At 64.7% G+C, this 16,815-nt stretch carries 11 protein-coding genes and 1 pseudogene; 4 read left to right on the top strand and 8 right to left on the bottom strand.

The genetic code is table 11. From position 1 onward, the window contains the following. Positions 1 to 14: 14 nt before the first annotated feature. The 6 genes from SCNU_RS01895 to SCNU_RS01870 form a co-directional block, all read right to left on the bottom strand. Positions 15 to 2,111, bottom strand: coding sequence for a GmrSD restriction endonuclease domain-containing protein (locus SCNU_RS01895; protein ID WP_009677654.1), 2,097 nt, complete (start codon positions 2,109 to 2,111; stop codon positions 15 to 17). Positions 2,112 to 2,241: 130 nt separating this feature from the next. Further along, positions 2,242 to 2,577, bottom strand: coding sequence for a hypothetical protein (locus tag SCNU_RS01890; RefSeq protein WP_009677653.1), 336 nt, complete (start codon positions 2,575 to 2,577; stop codon positions 2,242 to 2,244). Further along, a complete protein-coding gene (locus tag SCNU_RS01885; RefSeq protein ID WP_040517333.1) occupies positions 2,574 to 5,036 on the bottom strand; it encodes an AAA family ATPase in 2,463 nt (820 codons plus the stop codon). The genes SCNU_RS01890 and SCNU_RS01885 overlap by 4 nt, the downstream gene beginning before the upstream one ends. A gap of 85 nt (positions 5,037 to 5,121) precedes the next feature. Beyond that, positions 5,122 to 6,816, bottom strand: coding sequence for a DEAD/DEAH box helicase (locus SCNU_RS01880; protein ID WP_040517331.1), 1,695 nt, complete (start codon positions 6,814 to 6,816; stop codon positions 5,122 to 5,124). Beyond that, positions 6,798 to 7,379, bottom strand: coding sequence for a hypothetical protein (locus tag SCNU_RS01875; protein WP_009677650.1), 582 nt, complete (start codon positions 7,377 to 7,379; stop codon positions 6,798 to 6,800). The genes SCNU_RS01880 and SCNU_RS01875 overlap by 19 nt, the downstream gene beginning before the upstream one ends. Beyond that, complete coding sequence (locus SCNU_RS01870) at positions 7,376 to 8,554, bottom strand: hypothetical protein (RefSeq protein WP_009677649.1); 1,179 nt, start codon at positions 8,552 to 8,554, stop codon at positions 7,376 to 7,378. The genes SCNU_RS01875 and SCNU_RS01870 overlap by 4 nt, the downstream gene beginning before the upstream one ends. A gap of 308 nt (positions 8,555 to 8,862) precedes the next feature. Between SCNU_RS01870 and SCNU_RS01865 the strand changes: the two genes are divergently transcribed. From SCNU_RS01865 to SCNU_RS01855, 3 genes are all read left to right on the top strand, one after another. Beyond that, positions 8,863 to 10,743 (top strand): DUF2075 domain-containing protein, encoded by a 1,881-nt coding sequence (locus SCNU_RS01865; RefSeq protein ID WP_040517328.1) that lies wholly within the window; start codon positions 8,863 to 8,865, stop codon positions 10,741 to 10,743. Positions 10,744 to 10,945: 202 nt separating this feature from the next. Continuing rightward, entirely contained in the window at positions 10,946 to 11,719 is a 774-nt protein-coding gene (locus SCNU_RS19930) for an HNH endonuclease (RefSeq protein ID WP_009677647.1), read from the top strand. 442 nt (positions 11,720 to 12,161) lie between these two features. Further along, the gene (locus SCNU_RS01855) at positions 12,162 to 13,736 is read left to right on the top strand and encodes a multicopper oxidase family protein (RefSeq protein WP_009677646.1); all 1,575 of its coding nucleotides are present in this window, start codon (positions 12,162 to 12,164) and stop codon (positions 13,734 to 13,736) included. Here SCNU_RS01855 and SCNU_RS01850 read toward each other — a convergent pair. Both SCNU_RS01850 and SCNU_RS01845 read right to left on the bottom strand, forming a co-directional pair. After that, a pseudogene (locus SCNU_RS01850) lies at positions 13,730 to 14,403 on the bottom strand (response regulator transcription factor). The gene SCNU_RS01855 and the pseudogene SCNU_RS01850 sit on opposite strands and share 7 nt — an antisense overlap. Further along, positions 14,400 to 15,554 (bottom strand): sensor histidine kinase, encoded by a 1,155-nt coding sequence (locus SCNU_RS01845; RefSeq protein WP_009677645.1) that lies wholly within the window; start codon positions 15,552 to 15,554, stop codon positions 14,400 to 14,402. Before SCNU_RS01845 ends, SCNU_RS01850 begins: the two are co-directional and overlap by 4 nt. Before the next feature lie 75 nt (positions 15,555 to 15,629). On the opposite strand from SCNU_RS01845, the gene SCNU_RS01840 reads away from it, so the two are divergent. Then, on the top strand, positions 15,630 to 16,577 hold the full coding sequence (locus tag SCNU_RS01840; protein ID WP_139025699.1) for a hypothetical protein: 948 nt from the start codon (positions 15,630 to 15,632) through the stop codon (positions 16,575 to 16,577). Positions 16,578 to 16,815 lie beyond the last annotated feature (238 nt).

The raw sequence follows: 16,815 nt of genomic DNA, 5'->3' as shown, positions 1-16,815 counted from the left end.
CGTAACGGCGGAGGCTATCCTTTCGAAGCGAGGAAGTCCGCTCGCAGGTCGTTGAGCTTCCGTCCGTCGTCGAGGACCCAGAAATGCCACCCGTTGGTGGCACGCTTCCGCACGTGGTGACCGGCGCCAGAGGGCGTGCTGAACTCACGCCCGTCGAGTGCAAGCGTTCCGTGCGCCGTCACGATTGCCCGGGTTCCCGCCAAGTCTTGTGAAACTGGCTGGACGACCTCCCCCGGGGCCAGCAAGCCGGCGTCGATCAGATGCTTGAGCTCCACCCACTCCTGTGGTTTAGATTGCGGGTCGAGCACCGTGCCCGTATGACCATCCGGCACCGGCCACACGGTCAACAAGGTGTCGATCATCGATTCAGTCCGCTGGTCGATCATCTCCTCGTCCCATTCGGCGCCACTCGTCGACTCAATGAGTCTGCCGGTGAGCGTGAGGGTGTTGTTCTGGAGCAACGCCGAGCGCTTGATCGGCCACGGTGAGTTCGACACCTTTGAGTTGAGCTTCTGGGTCAACAACGTCAGATTTCCGAGGCGATGCACATGGTCCTGGCGTCTGAGCGCCGCGGCATCGTCGCCTACGGGCCAGTTCTCCTCCCACTTCTGAGGCAGGATGTGCTCGATCGGAAGGCCACTGCGCGGCACTTGAGGTTGACCGGTCTCGGCCCGGTACTCGTTCTCGATCGCTTCAAGAAGCGACCGCAGACGTGGCCTCGGGAACCGCCGGTAGACGTTCTCCGACACCAACGTGCTTCGGACCTCCGCGTCCCCCGGCCAGTAGCTGCTGGTGAAGTTCAACCTCGAGAGGTACTCCGTGACACGCTTCACCAGTTCGTCTGCCGGCGTCGCTGTATTGACACGCATGAGATCGGCGACGACGCGACCGATGTCGGTGTTCGTCAGCCGAAGAAGCTGGCGACGTTGGACCCAGCTCTCGCATACCCCCACAACTTGGTCGATGACCGACGATGGCAGCTGACGAGCGGGCTCGTGCAGCCATATGAGGAGGGGCTTGAGCACCTCCGATCCGGCGGCCTTCATTCGATAAACGGCCAGCTCGGTCCGATCCAGGGAACCCTCCGCACGGCTCGCAGCATTCGTCCACCCTTCGTACGCGTCCGCCTGCTGTTTGATCACGGGGAGCAACTCCCCGACCCTACTGTCGGGGAGATGTGCGACGTAGCTCTTGAATCGCGTGAAGGTCGCCTGGAGGCGGACATCCTCGCCGGTCCGCGCCATCAGCCACTGATTGATGAACACCGAGCTCCTGCTCGCGAGGTAGCGTCCGATACTGACTTCCGCCGCCCAGAACTTGGTCTCGAAGGGCCAGACCTCCTTGTACACCTCTTCGGCGTCTCCGCCCTCGGCCTCGATCCGCTGGAAAACGAAGTTGCGGACGAGATCGGCCGCGGTGAGCGGGGTGCCACGGGCGTTCAGCGTCTCGAAGATCTCTTGCGAGTCCTCTGCGGCCGCGAGTTCGATGGTGACCAGCTGAAGATCGGATTGCAGCACCGTCGCCAGAGCCTCCGCCCTGTCTACGAATCTGTCGTCGTCAACGTCTCCAAGCCACTGCGCGGCGGCCGTAGTGAAGAACTGGTGTGCGCGAACGATCAGTGAATCGCCGGCAACCAATGCGGGATAGTCGACCGGCGGCTCGGCATCCATCACCTCGTCGAATGCGGCGCGATCATTGTTGAGGTGGCGCAGCTTGAGTCGGCTCTCGCCCACTGGCACGTAGTCAGGAGAGTTGTGCGTCAACGCCTCGAGACGGCGACCATAGCGATCGGTGCCGTCCCGCATGATGGCGGCACTGACTGCATCCATCATGATCTGCAACGTGGTGAGCCGCTGCTGTCCGTCGATGACGTTCCACATCGGCATCGTGTAGCTCCGCGATTCACTTCCCTGCAGCACGACAGCGCCGAGGAAGTGCTGGACGACTCGGCCCGGCTCTGCCAGGTGGAAGTCGGCGACTCGACAGACGTCCTTCCACAGTGGTTCCCACTGCTCTTCCTGCTTCCACACATACCCTCGCTGAAACAGCGGAATCACGAAGTGCTGAGGCTGGATGAACAGTTCCTGTGGTGTGCGCTTGTTGGTCTCCACACGGCGATCATGACATGCATCGCGGACAGCCTGTGCGAATCTTCTGCCACAGGAAGACGTTGCACAAAGAGAACTCGTCATCGCCGTTTCGACCGACTCAGTCCACGTTCATCAGCTCACCGCCGTCGCGTCACACGAGCGCTGCGCACAGCGCACGCACCTCGGACACGGTCGGCGGCAGCTCGTATGAGTGGTGGTGGCAACACTCGCTCAGTCGATGCCAGGCGTAGATCAGGTTGGTGCCGGGACCGTGCCGATCAAGCGACTTGAGGATCGATATCTTCGACCGCATCGTTCCGTTCGGGCACGGTGCGCCGAGTTCCTCGCACCGTTGATCGATCAAGATCTCGGCTGCCTGCCGCGCGAGGAACGCCGCGAGGCGCGCGGAGTTGCCCGACTCAACGGTGACGCCCCCGGAGAGCAGCGCGGACGCATGGCCGAGGAGCGCGAGCGCCGCCGTGTTCATCGACCGTCCAGAATGTCGTCCACCGTATTGCGCAAGTCTCTGACCGATCCGCGATCGAGGATCTGACCGTTGTGAACACCCTTGGTACAGACCCTGAGCGTCGCGTTGCGGTACTGCCGATGATTCACCCAACTGCCCAGCGGCCTCTTCTGATCGCCATACACCGCCAGCGCCACCGACGGGCCCGTGTTTCGCACGTCCGACCACCGCTTCTCCGCCGTACCGATGGCGTTCCCCTCCTTCATCGACTCAGTGAAGAATCGTTGCCGGGCCGCAGCTTCCACCGCGAGGCGGAACAGTCCCGGTGCCGCCCGCGCCTTCACCAGATCGGTGACCCCGTCATCGACGATGAGCGCGAACGCGTCGTCGACGTACCGGTGAGCCGGCGACTCGGCGCGCTTCGCGATGACCCGCGATCCAGGTTCGCGGCTCACCTCGATCAAATCTGCTTCCACCGACATCCTGCGGATGGCGGCAGGCAGCCGGTCGTCGTGCGAGAACACGATCACCTGCCGGGTTTTCGACAGCTCTTCCAAGACAGTGAGGAAGCCGTCGATCTTCGCCGGGTCCATCGCCTGGATCGGATCGTCGAGCGCGAGGAACCCGAACGGGCTCGCACCGACTGTCGCACGCGGGATGAACAGCGCGAGAGCCAGCGCGTGCAGCTCCCCCTGACTCATCACCGAGAGCACGCCGGTTTCCTCGCCGTCCACGGCCCCGCGCACGCTCACGTGCCGTTGAGTCGAGGTCCCGGAGCCTTCGAGCGCGATGCTGCCGAGGTCGACGCCACTCTCCTGCCGGAGCAGCGCCCAGATGTCTCGCGCGGCTGACTCGATCGGCTCCAGTCGTCGCTCCCTGAGAACCTCGCCTTGATCGCGCAGCCAGTCCTTGGCCGCGGTCAAACGATCGAGTCGTCCCTGCTTCTCTCGTGCTGTCTTTTCCGCCCGCATCCAGGCTGCGACCTCGACGGCGACCGGCGACCACGCGTCCTCCAGCTCGTCGGCACGCTGCCTCGATTCCGCCGCAAGCGTTTCCGCGGCGTCGATCACCTCGGGCATCCTCGCATCGAGATGCGAAGCCCACTCTGCGGAATCGTCGGGCAGAGCGCGCGCTGCGGCGACCGCCGTCTGATAGGCGTCATGCGATTCGAGCTCGATCCCGCTCACGTCCATCGTCGCGAGTCCGCCGAGAATCGACTCCGCGTCGTCTTTCGCGGATACGAGTCGGGCCAGCGCTGTGCGATGCTCACCGAGCCGGGCATCCGACTCGTGGAGCGTTGTCGTTGCGCGGTCATCCCACCCTTCCGGAAGGGGACGATCGCAGACCGGACAGTCGTCCGCTTCTGCCGCCGCCACGTAGGCACGCGCGGAACGCAGCAAGTCGGCCTTCTCGGCCAGTAGTTCCAGAACCCGGGCAGTCCCTCCGACCACCGCCGCGTGAGCTGACCGCAGCTCGGCAGTGCGCCCGACAACGTCATCGAGCGTCACCCTGGGCTGCTCGGCGAAGGCCCGCAACGCATGGATGACCATGGTCTGCGGTGAACTGCTGCCCGCAATCGCCGCCGACACGACCTCCAGGTCGTACGGGCGACGCTTGACCTCGGCAAGCACCGCCGCAGCACGCGGATCGTCGCACGCCGCCAACGACTTCTTCAAGAGGCGCAACGAAGCGTCGGCGGCCTTGCGATCCTCGCCTGCGGCCCTGCACTCTGCATTGATCCGCTTCTCCGCGTCGCCGATCTCGTCGAGTCCGAGGATCTTGTTGAGTGCGTCGTACAGCGCGGACCGGCCGTCCTCGAACAATCCGCCGACCTCGTCGTAACTGAGAATCGGCCGATAGATCTCGGCCGGCCTCGTCCATCCCAACGCGTCGAGGTCGGTCTTGGCACCGTCTCCGAGTTTGGCCCAGAACGTTGCCGCTTCGACGTCCTTCTCATCGGCGGCCCACTTGACGCCGACCTGGACGGCGAACGAATCGTGGTCCAAGTCGTCGGGCTCACCCACGAAGTTGAGCGAGATGGTGCATGGATGCCCGTGGTGCTTGTTCCGCCACGAGTCTTTCCAGAACGCCGCCTTCTTGTCCTTCGACCATCGGTAGCTCTTACCTGTGATGGCGAACTCGAGCGCCTCTGCGAAGCTCGACTTGCCCGACCCGTTTCGCCCGCTCACCACCGTGATGCCCGGGCGCGGGCTCACGTTCAGTGTCGCCCTGGCACCGATTCCGCGGAAACCCTCAACGGCGATGCTCCGTACGTAGGCTTTGACTGGATCGGCACGCAGCTCGCCACCGGGGTGCGGCTTCGGTTGCTGGGCCGCGGAATCACCGAGTTGAGTCGCCAGCTCAGCGTCACCCTTCATCGCTGCGGCGACGATGAACGCCACTTCATCCTGGGTATCGGTCTGCTCGAAGAGGTCCCAAACTTCTTCTTCTGTAGTCCGTGCGCCGATCCCGCCAGACATTGTGGCCTCCGTCCGGTGTCATGAGGTTCATTACCCTCACCTTGGCATAGGGCTGTGACGAGCGGTCGCATCGTCGATCACGCAATCAGGCTTCACCGCACAGCAATTGTATGATCGGCAGCACGTCCTGACCCTCGAGGCGACCGAGTGACTCGTCTTCTACCCGGACAACGTCGCGCGCGCCGATCCTCAGAAGTTGAGCGGTTTCACGGACCGAACGCCGAGGCCCGCCGCCGAGGCCGAATCTCGTGACGATGACCCGGATCTGCTGCGGCGAGAGAATCGCCAGGCATGACAGCAGCAGATCGAATCGATCTGGATCCGCCCTGATCGCCTCATGGAGAAGTACGTTAGTTACAGAGCCAGCGCGAACCGGATCGATAACGTCCTTGCCGTTCACGACAGCGCTGAGGGCGTGGAGTCGCGGCATGCTTCGTGCCGATTCCACCGTCTCCATCGACTGCCCCAGCCAGTTCGCAAGCTGCACCGCAGCGCCGTCGGCCGGTACGTCGAGTTTCTCGTCCGCAATCTCCAGCAGTTGCTCGAGGAACGACTCGTGCGCCCCTCTGGCCGGGTCCTCAATGCTGCTCTGCATGTACAGAATGACGAATGATGCGGGTCGTCCATCCGGTTTCACCCGGATCACTCGGCCGATCCGCTGCACCATCTGTCGACGGGATGAACTCGCTGCAGCGATGATTCCGACATCCGCTTCCGGAACGTCGATTCCCTCGTCGAGGATTCGCGGTGCCGCGAGTGCGGTGATTCGCCCTTCATCGAACTGCCGGAGCAGCCTGGTTCGCTCGGCGCCGACGTCGTCACTCGACATCGACTCGGCATAGACGCCAGCGCTCGCCAGCGCGTCGGCGCACCCTCGCGCCGACTCCTTCGTCTCGGAGAACACCAGTGTCTTGCCTGCGCCGGCGAGGACCGCACCGAGCTTCTCAATGGCCTTCAGCTTCGCCCGACACGTAGCGAGCAGTTCACGTCGTGCAGAGAACGCGTGCAAGTACCGGCCCGCTGTCCTGGCTGCCCGGAAATCGCCGTTCTTGGCGAGATCCTGCACTTGTCGAAAGAACACCCCGAACGACGACTCGCTGCACCCGTAGTTGTCGATCAGGCTCCGGCGTTCGCGTCTGAGTTCGTCCTCGAGTCGTTGATTCCTATTGAACTCGAGTGCCGAGAATTGAACCGCGACGGTCATCACCCGAATCGGTGCGATGATCTTGTCCGCTCGGGCACGCCGATAATCGCAGCCGACGATGGATTCGCCGAAGAACGGCAGGAGCTTCTCCTCTACGCCGTCGTCCGATCGCTCAAGGGTCGCAGTGAGGCCCAACCTCTCGGTGAACGAGTCCCTCAATGCCCGAGAGAAGCTCTCCGACCCATACCGATGAACCTCGTCGGCAATACACAGAATCTGACAGTCGGGAACTGCGAACGTATCGCGATATCCCGACTGAACTGTTGTGATCAGAACGTCGACGTCGCCCAACTCATCATGAAAACCGTCGCCTGATCGGCCAATCCGGATCGGCCCGAGCGCGGTGCGTACTGCCCTATACCACTGCTCAACGAGCGGTGTTCCCGGCACGATGACCAGTACTCGGACTCCTCTGCTCAACGCGTCGGCGGCCGCAGCCAAACCGAGGGTCGTCTTACCGGATCCTGTCACCGCCTCAACAATTGCCCGACGCCCAGTGCCGATCCAGGAATCAAGCGCCTCGCGCTGCCAGTCCCGAAGTTCGATCTTGTCGAACGTCACTTGATTCGGGTCCATGCGCGTGGTCCTTCCTCTGCGGTCAGAATCAGATCACCGGACACAACCAAGTCATCGAGTATGTCCTCGAAGTCATCGCCGCCCAACCGTGTGATCGCTTTCGCGCGCTCGACAGTCAGTGGCCGAGTTGCAGCGGCGACCTTGAACAGCAGTCTCGCGGTCTCGATCCGTGCCGTCGGCAGCGCGGCAGCGAGTTCGGCGGCCGACTTCAGAGCACGGCTCACAGCCGGATCCTGCGGAATCACAACGGTCGACTCGGAGTCGGCACCATCGGATTGCACCGTGTCTGAATCTGGAAGAATCGGGACCACTTCGACGAGCGGGCTGAGCACGGTCAGCGCATAGCGGACCAGCCCCGCGTCGAGGTTGAGCGCGTCGGCGATGTCGAGGAGTTCGGCGACGCCCCGTTTTCGGCAGATCGAGACACGATCGAGTAGTTCCTGCCCACCGTCCGGAACCTCGACAGCCGGAACCTCGACCCAGCCTGTTGGTACAACGAGTTCTGAATCAGCGATACCGTCCGGCGCTGGCCGCCGAACGACTCGCACACTCTGCGCCGTCACCGCGTCGCCCTCTCCCCGACCAGTTCTGCCAACGTGCGTCCGTTCGCGACCCAGACTGCCCAACCGTCGGTCGGCAGCTCCGTGCCGGGGCGACTCTGCCCCACAGCCGCGATCGCAGCCGAAGTCGGATCAAGAAAGTTCCGACCGTCCAAAGCCCCGCTCGTGATCCGAGTGCGTCCGGTCGACGTGTCGCAGACGCCATTGATTCGCTGCTCACCGGCATCGAGGCTCACCCTGACGATGCTGCCCATGGACACCGGCCAGTCCCGCGCCATAGCCAGCAGTCGACGCGATTCAGCACGGCTGTCAGGAAGTTCTGGCAAGACTCCCTTCCCACTGCTCCGAACGTGATCCGACCGCGGTCGACTGCGGCCTTCCGTGTGGACTGACTCCGACCGTGCCAGACCGAGCGCGTCGCACAACGCTCGGAATCGACTGCCGGCGGCAAACCGGCGAAGCTCTTTCAGTTGTTCCCGGAGCATGATCGGGTCGCCCGTTCGTCCGTGCGCGTCAATGGCGGCTAAGACCTTCATCATCTTGCGATGGCGCCCCTTCTGCTTGCCTTCCTGACGCCGCACCACGACGAGCCGCCCTCGCACTTCAGTACTGGCCGAGACGGCAGCGAACGCCTCGACCACCGCTGCGTCATCCTTCGAGTCGACGCCCCACGCCTCAAGACGCGTGCCCAGGGCGGCGACCAGTTCCCCCACGGTCGCGATTCCGCACGAACGGTCGAGCACATCGACGAATTCACGCGGCGTCGGCCGCGCAGGCCTCGGCACGACAACGGTCGACGTCGGCGGGTCAACAGATCTCCTGATCGACGCGTTCCGCTGGTCCTTCGACGGATTCTTGATCTGCAGGCCCCTGCTTCTGGCCCATTCACACAACCGCCAGTACTCCTCGTATGGCATCTCAATCGCGTCTCGAGCCGAATTCTGCACCAGTTCCGCGCCGGGCTTTTTCGCCAACGAGGTCAGCACAGGTCGAACGCGATATCGACGGTCAGCCGTTTCCGCGACCGCAAAGGAGTCGATCTGCGCAATCATGAGACGCAGGGCCGAATCCCGGTCCGCGCCACCGCCTTCTCGGAGCAGCCACAGGTGCCGGTCGTCGATCACGAACTTGCCGTCATCGCCCCAGATCCACAGCAGGCGTTCGAGCACCGCAGCCACTTAGCACCTCCACCAGAATCGCTCAGCTCCAGGCGATTCCACCGTTGGTGCAGGTCCGCCAGGAAGTTCGAACGAAGTGTCGCACGCTACTCTGACAATTTGGGTGAATAACTTCTTCCTGACGCGCCTGCCGCACTGTTCGACGCACAATCGACCAGTCAACGAGACTCACCGCCACCGCGGGTCGTTCCGGACCCATCGCACATCCGCTAACCTGACCAAAAGCGGCCCGACGGACTTCTGGTGCACCGCACCGCCTGATATGTCCCCACCCGCACGATGTTTCGTGCTGCCCTGGGGACTTATCTGTGACGCTGCTTCGCACCACCGCCACTGACGTGCGCTTCTCTCAACCTGATTCGCTGGTGGAGCAGTTGTTGGAGCAAATGGTCTTCGCCACCGGACGTAGGGCAGGCCCGCGCGAGCAGAATTCTTGGCGTCGCAGCCTTCCCACGCTCGCCGACGACCTTCGCGACGCCGGCCTCGCAGACGTCGAAATGCTCATCGAGTACCACATGCCACTGACGTCACAGCGCGCCGATGTGGTGTTAGCGGGAGTTCACCCGGAGACCGGCGCGCCGTCGTACGTCGTTGTCGAGCTCAAGCAGTGGACGGCCGCGTACGCCTTCGAGGACAGCAGCGAACTCGTCGACGTACCCGGCATGCCCGGCGGCCCGAAGCTGAATCCGATCAATCAGGTGCGCGGTTACTGCGACTACCTCGCCGACTTCGCGCGCGTCCTTGAGGATCAACCGGACTCGCTCGCCGGCGTCGCGTACCTGCACAATGCCACCGATCCCTCGCTCGTCGCCGACCTCCGCGGCGTCCCGGTCAGTACTCGTGGGCAGCTGTTCACTGCTGCCGAACGCGGACGATTCCACGACTTCCTCCGGACTCGACTCGCTGCCGGGGTCGCAGGCAAGACCTCTGCCGATCTTCTGCTCAACTCGCACGTCGCCCCTTCTCGCCAGCTGCTGAAGGTTGCGGCCGACGAGGTCAAGCACCGCTCGCAGTTCCAGTTGCTGGGCAACCAGCAACTCGCTGTTGACCTGGTGCTGCATCAAGTCGAGCAGTCACGGAGGTCCAACTCGAAACGCGTCATCGTCGTGACGGGCGGTCCCGGCAGCGGTAAGAGCGTGATCGCCTTGGAGCTACTCGGCGAGATCGCACGGCAGGGCAGGTCCGTCCTGCATGCGACGGGGTCCCGATCATTCACCCAGACCCTGCGGAAGGTCGCTGGCTATCGAGCACCGCGCGTTCAGAAGATGTTCGCCTATTTCAACAGTTTCATGACCGCGGAAACCAACGGCCTGGACGTGCTGATCATGGACGAGGCGCACCGTGTACGCGAAACGTCTGTCGACCGATACACCAAGGCCGAACTCCGCACCGGGCGGCCGCAGGTCGACGAGTTGATCTCCGCGGCCCGGGTACCGGTGTTCCTACTCGACGAGCACCAAGTGGTCCGCCCAGGAGAGATGGGATCGCTGGAGCAGATCACCGCCTATGCGAAGTCTCTGGGACTCGAGGTCGTCCACATTCCGTTGGAATCACAGTTCCGCTGTGGCGGTAGCGAAGAGTACGTCCGTTGGGTCCAACGATTGCTCGGCCTCGCCGGTCCGGCGGCACCCAACCCATGGAGTCCAGACCCACAGTTTCAGGTCGAAGTGGTCGACAGCCCGTGGGACCTCGAACGCCGACTTCAGACGAAGCTCGACGACGGCTACTCAGCGCGCATGGCCGCAGGTTACTGCTGGCCGTGGTCGAAGCCGACGCCAGACGGTCAGCTCGTCCCCGATGTCCAGATCGGCGACTGGCATCGTCCGTGGAACTCCCCCGTCAACCGGCGACTGGGTGACGCGCCGCCCGCCGCCCTGTGGGCGACCCAGGACGGCGGCTTCGGCCAGGTCGGGTGCGTCTACACCGCGCAGGGGTTCGAGTACGACTGGAGCGGCGTCATCCTCGGTCCCGACCTCGTCTGGCGCGACGGCCGATTCGTCACGGTCCGCGGCGCCAACAAAGATCCGGACTTTCGCAATCGGACGAAGGTCTCCGACCTCCGCTTCGACCTGCTACTCCGGCACGTCTACAAGGTGCTGCTCACCCGAGGAATGGTCGGAACGGTCATCTACTCGACAGATCCGGAGACCCGAGAGGCACTGCGCTCGCTGATCCCCGCGCCTGAGTGACCGCACGACCCCGACAACTGAACACCGACGAACGAAACGAGCACGGCCCGACAGGCTTCCGCACAGGACATGCCTCCACCCGGAGCGATACCGGATTGGCGCATGTACCTGAATGACTGGCTGGATCATGTTGATCGGCAAGAATCGACCCCACCATTGGAATAAGGCAGTCACCCACGGATTCTGGGATACCACGAAGAGAGTGGATATCCAGACCGGCGACAACGTCTACTTCTGGCAGGCCGGACGCGACCAACTCGTCGGATGGGTCGAAGCTACCAGTGATGCTGTAGACCTGGACGACTCGATGCCGCGAGGGCCTTGGGATGCCGACGACGAGCACGAGTACAAACGGCGCTTCGAATTCGTCGTCAAGGATGAGCTGTCAGCGATCCAACGCTGGAAGGTCACGAAAGCTGCAACAAACATCAGCCAAGGACCGAACCTCGCTCCGTTCGAGATCGTAGACAGCGCCGCGGAAGCCTACATTCAGGGACTCTTCACCGCACGCTTCGACGACGATGAGGTCCAGGCCGCCGACACATACGACCCACGACCCGGCGAGGACCTGCGGACCACTTCGCTTCGCGCGATCAAGACCCGCCAAGGCCAACCGGAGTTCCGTAGACGACTGCTGTCCGCCTACCGTTCACGATGCGCGATAACGGGTACGACAGCGGTCCCGGTTCTCGAGGCAGCGCACATCGATCCGCACCGCGGCCCACACACGAACAAGGTGCCGAACGGACTCCTCCTTCGCTCGGACGTCCACACCCTATTTGACAGCTTCTTGATCACCATCGACGCCGATTACACCGTCTGCGCCTCAATCAGCCTCCACGGCACCGAATACGCCGAGTTTGTCGGAAAGTCGATCTCAATGCCCGCGGCAGACGAGTACAAACCGGATGATGGTGCATTGGCGCGCCACCGCGCGAAGTTCTTCGAGAAGGAATCGACGCGAGTCGGCCCGTGAATGGATCACCCAAGTCTTGGCGCCTTTACGGGTGCAACTCTCGTTTGAGGGTGGCGTATGGCCGGACATGCAATACGCCAGGCCTTAAAGGTGCGCGCCGCGATCGTCTGGCACTGCCACGTGAACACCCGACAGATCGAATTGATGGCGAACCCCATTGTCGCGCAAGAAATCTACGGATCCCACGGTCATCGATTTCCGGGCTGAGCACCCCTACGAAGCAGGCGCCGACCTCAAGATGACGACGTCCTCCCGTAGGCGCTTGTTCTCAATGTCGAGCCTTCTGGTCTCGGGAACGTGCCTACCCCATCCCCCACCCACTCCACAAGCCCCCACCGGCCGCATTTCCCACCCGAATCTCCACCCCGCAGGCCCTCCCTACGACCGCCCCAGCCGAGCAGACTCCTCTCCGATCCCACCGACCTCGGCCCGCAGGAGACCCGTGCCCCGCCTGTTCACCACCACCGATCCGCGCCCGATCCGACACCGATCGACGCTCTCCCGCCGTACCTTCCTTACCGGTCTCGCCGCCGTCCCCGTCATCGCGACAGTCGGTTGCTCCCCACGCACGACAGCCGGCGCCGCACCAGACACCCTCCGCCCCCTCCCCATCCCACCCCTCGCCCCGTCGACCGTCGACGCCACCGGCACCCGCCGCTTCACCCTGACCGCCGCCTCTGGAACCACCGAGATGATCCCCGGAAAGCGCACGCCGACTTGGGGATTCAACGGCTCTATCCTCGGTCCGACCATCCGTGCCCGACGCGGCGAGAAGGTCGGCTTCACCATCACGAACCGTCTCCCCGAGCCGACGACGGTCCATTGGCACGGCATGCACGTCCCCGCGCGTCACGACGGCGGACCGCACCAGACCATCGCGCCGGGCGGCACGTGGAAGCCCGAGTGGACGGTCAACCAGCCCGGGGCAACGCTCTGGTACCACCCGCACCCGCACGGCTCCACCGAGAAGCACGCCTACCGTGGACTCGCCGGCATGTTCCTCGTCGACGACGACCAGACGACCACCGCCGCACTCCCCCACGACTACGGCGTCGACGACATCCCGCTGATCGTCCAGGACCGCCGCTTCACCGCGTCGGGCGCGCTCGACGAATCCAGCCCCAGCGACATCGGCCTCCTCGGCGACACGATCATCACCAACGGCATCGCCGGAACGTACTTCGACGTCGCCGGCCCGCGCGTCCGGCTGCGCATCCTCAACGGATCCGGCGGCCGGATGTACAACTTCGGCCTGGCCGACGGCAGCGCCTTCTCGATGATCGCCAGCGACGGCGGCCTCCTGCCCCGACCGGTCTCGCTCACCCGTCTGGCGCTCAGCCCCGGCGAACGCGCCGAGATCGTCGTGTCCGTCGGCCAGTCGCCGGTTCGGTTGCGCGCCTTCCCCTTCGACGACCCGCAGGGAATCGGCAACGACGACGCGGCGCAGTTCGGGCTCGACGACTCCTTCGACATCCTCGAACTCCGTCCGGCCGAAACGCGCACACCAGCACCCGCCCTGCCGACGTCACTCGCGACGATCTCGCAGCTCAATCCGGCGACCGCCGCAGTCCGCCGCCGCTTCGACCTGCAGTGGTACATGATCAACCGCCAGCGGATGGACATGAACAGGATCGACCACACCTCACGCGTCGACACCACCGAACTCTGGACGGTCCGCAACCGCGACAACTGGCCGCACAACTTCCACGTGCACGACACCCAGTTCCAAATCGTCGACGTCGACGGGCGGCGACCGCCGGCGCACCTGTCCGGCTGGAAGGACACGGTCTACGTCCCGCCCGGTAGCACAATCCGGCTGATCCTGCGCTTCTCCGACTACACCGACCCGACGTTCCCGTATATGTACCACTGCCACCTGATGCTCCACGAGGACCAGGGCATGATGGGCCAGTTCCTCGTCCTCGCACCCGGCCAGCGACCCGCGCCGATGACGATGCCGATGTCCGGACCTGACGCGATGCCCGGCATGGACCACGGATCGGGTTCCGGTCACTGACCGGACTGAGCCCGCCGATACGCGTACACCGCCAGGCGTACACGGTTGTCGCAGCCGGTCTTGTCCATCAGCGCCGCGACGTGCGACTTCACCGTCGACACGCCCAGATGCAGCCGCTCGGCGATCTCTGGATTCGCCAGCCCGTCGCCCACCAGCGTCAGCACGTCCGTCTCACGATCAGTGAGCGCGACCCAGTCCTGCGGCTCTGGTTGCGCGGCATCGTCGACGGCGCGGTCGACGACGCGTCGCAGCAGGTCCGGCGAGATCGGCAACTCGCCGGCGACGACCCGCCGCACCGCCGACAGCAGGCGCCCCCCCGCCGCACCGCCGACAGCAGATCGGCGGGGTCGGTGTCCTTGACGAGGAAGCCCGCGGCACCGGCCGCCAGCGCCGGGTAGAGGTGTGCTTCGTCGTCGAAGGTGGTCAGCACCAGCACTTTCGGCGACTCGCGGCGGCGGGTGATCTGCTCGGTCGCCGCGACACCGTCGAGTCCGGGCATCCGCAGGTCCATCAGGATCACGTCTGGATCCAGCGCGGCGGACAATCGGATCGCCTCCGCGCCATCGGCGGCTTCGCCGATGACCTCGATGTCGTCGGTGGACTCGCACAGCATCACCAGGCCGGCGCGCACCAGGCGCTGGTCGTCGGCGATCAGGACTCGGATCACGGCGTCGTCTCCTCTATTCCGAGTGGCAGTCGTGCGTGCACGCGCCAGCGGTCTCCGTCGGGACCCGCGTCGAGCGTGCCGCCGGCCAGCACCGTGCGTTCGGTCATGCCGACGAGTCCATGGCCCGGGTCCCGATCGCGGCGGATGTCGGACGCGAGCGTGCTGCCGACGTCCACGACGACGACCCCTCCCTCGCTGGTCAACGCGACGATCACCAGCCCTGCCGGGTCGGCGTGCTTCATCGCGTTGGTGAGCGACTCCTGCACCACCCGCAACAGCGTCAGCCGCCCGATCGCGTCGAGACCGTCGAGCGAGGGCAGCGGCGTCAGGTCGACAGTCAGTCCGGCGGCCCGGGTGCGGTCGACGGCGGCGACGATCTCGGCGGCCACCGCGTCCGGTTCCACCAGTGCGACCTCGCCGAGGTCGGGATCGCGCAGCGCGGCGAGCAGTCGGCGGATGTCGGTCAAGGCGCCGGATGCGGTGGCGTGCACGTCGTCGAGTACACTGCGGACCTGCGGATCGGCGTCAGCGACCACGTGCCTGGCCACGCCGATTCGCAGCACGATCGAGGCCATGTGATGGGCGACGAGGTCGTGCAGCTCACGGGCCAACGCGGTCCGTTCTTCGGTCCGGGCCCGCGCCGTCTCCTCCGCCGCCCGCGTTCGGTAGCTGTCCGCCAGCTCGCGCTGCGATCGCAGGTACAGCCCCAGCAACAGCGGCAGCCCCACGGCCGCAACGGTTTCGACCAACGTCGCCGTACGCCAGAAGGTCGCGTAGGTCTCCGTCGCGAGGCCGACCAGGACCGCGGCGGTCCACGCGAGTGCCGCGACGGCGACGGCCCCACGCTGGGCGACTCGCATCGCCGCCTCCGCCAGCCCCACCGCCCCGAGGTAGGGCACCAGACCGGCCAGCCCCCATGCGTGCTCGGCGAACATCCCGGCCGCGAGGCCGGACAGGACGACCGACACCGCGAGCGGCGCACGGTTGCCGACCAGGAACACCGCGGCGGCAGCGATCCCGGTCACCCAATAGATCACCGGGACCTGATACTCGCCCGGGAAGTAGCTCGCGACAAGCAGCAGCGGCACGAGGAACAGCGGAATCGTCCGGAGCCACGGCACCCGTCGCAGGAGGTTTCGCTGGTCGGTCACGGTTTCAGCGTAGAGGTGCGGCCTCGGAACACAAGCCGACCGCAAATGTCCGAAGCGTCGCATATGGTCATCGCCATGGAAGATTCGAACCCGACTCCCGACGGCGATGACCTCGCGACACCGCCTGCGCCGGCGCGACCCTCGCGGCGACTCATCTGGGTCCTCGCGGGCGTCGCAGCGGTCCTCGTGTTGGCACTCGCGGCTGGGATCGGCCTCATGCTCGGACAGCGGGACTCCGGTAGCAGCGGACCGTCCGCCGTGGAGCAGTTGTTCGCGCCGAAGCCCGAGTCGCTGCGTAGCGCGGCAGAACGAATGAACAAGGAGGGCGACGCCATCGAGGCTGCGGGATCGTCGCCGATCGCGCAGAAGAAGTTCGTCGAACACTGGGCCGAGCCATCGTGCGCAGCGATGATCAACGCCTTCGTCGAAGCCTTCGCCGGATCCGAGGATGATCCCGCCACCCCGTCTGCACCGAGTCGAATCGTCTCGGTGAACGAGTCCGAGGACAAAGGCACTGTCATCACAGAGTCGGCTGGTGAGACCGAGACGCAGCACTGGGTCCGATTGAACGGCCGCTGGATGATCACCTGCGAAGGCGCGTTCGGTGACGATTCGTCCTCATCGGGCGATTCGTCGACCCCGACCCAAGCCGATGTAGGAACCGAGACGACCGTCACCGACCAGCACCCGCGACTGACCAAAACCCCTCGCTCCGAGCCCACCGATCACCAGCCGCCGGCTCCAGTGCCGAGCACCCGTTCAGACGTGCTCCTCACTGTCGAGGCCGACACACCCGATGTGCAGATCGCCTACGCACCCGGAGAATGGCAAACGTACGCACTGACTTACTCAAACGCGGTGGGCCGATACTCAACGTCGATCAACGCGACTCCGGAGAGTTCGAAGAACATGTACATCGCCGTGAGAGGGTCGACTTCGCAGCACTGTCGCATTCGAGTCGACGGGGCGGTGATCATCACCGATAGCGGTCCGGTGCAGGCGGTCTGCCGGACGTCTGAGTGACGGCAGCACGACTCGAATCGTGCCGAGTGCGGACTCATCCGGAGCCATGGTGCCCGTGGCAGGACGTCTCGCCAGTCAGTCATGGTTTCAGCTTCAAGGTGCGGCCAGCGAGGGCTGATCGGACCGCGGACCAGTCCGACAAGCAGTTGAGCAGAAATTCACGGACAGGCACGGCGTTCCGAACCTTGTCAGGGCCGTGCACCGACTACTGCTCGATCAGCCACCTGTTTGTAGATCG

Origin of the sequence: Gordonia neofelifaecis NRRL B-59395 (genome assembly GCF_000192435.1) — a bacterium.
Lineage (GTDB): Bacteria > Actinomycetota > Actinomycetes > Mycobacteriales > Mycobacteriaceae > Gordonia > Gordonia neofelifaecis.
This window is presented reverse-complemented; position numbering and strand designations above follow the sequence as displayed.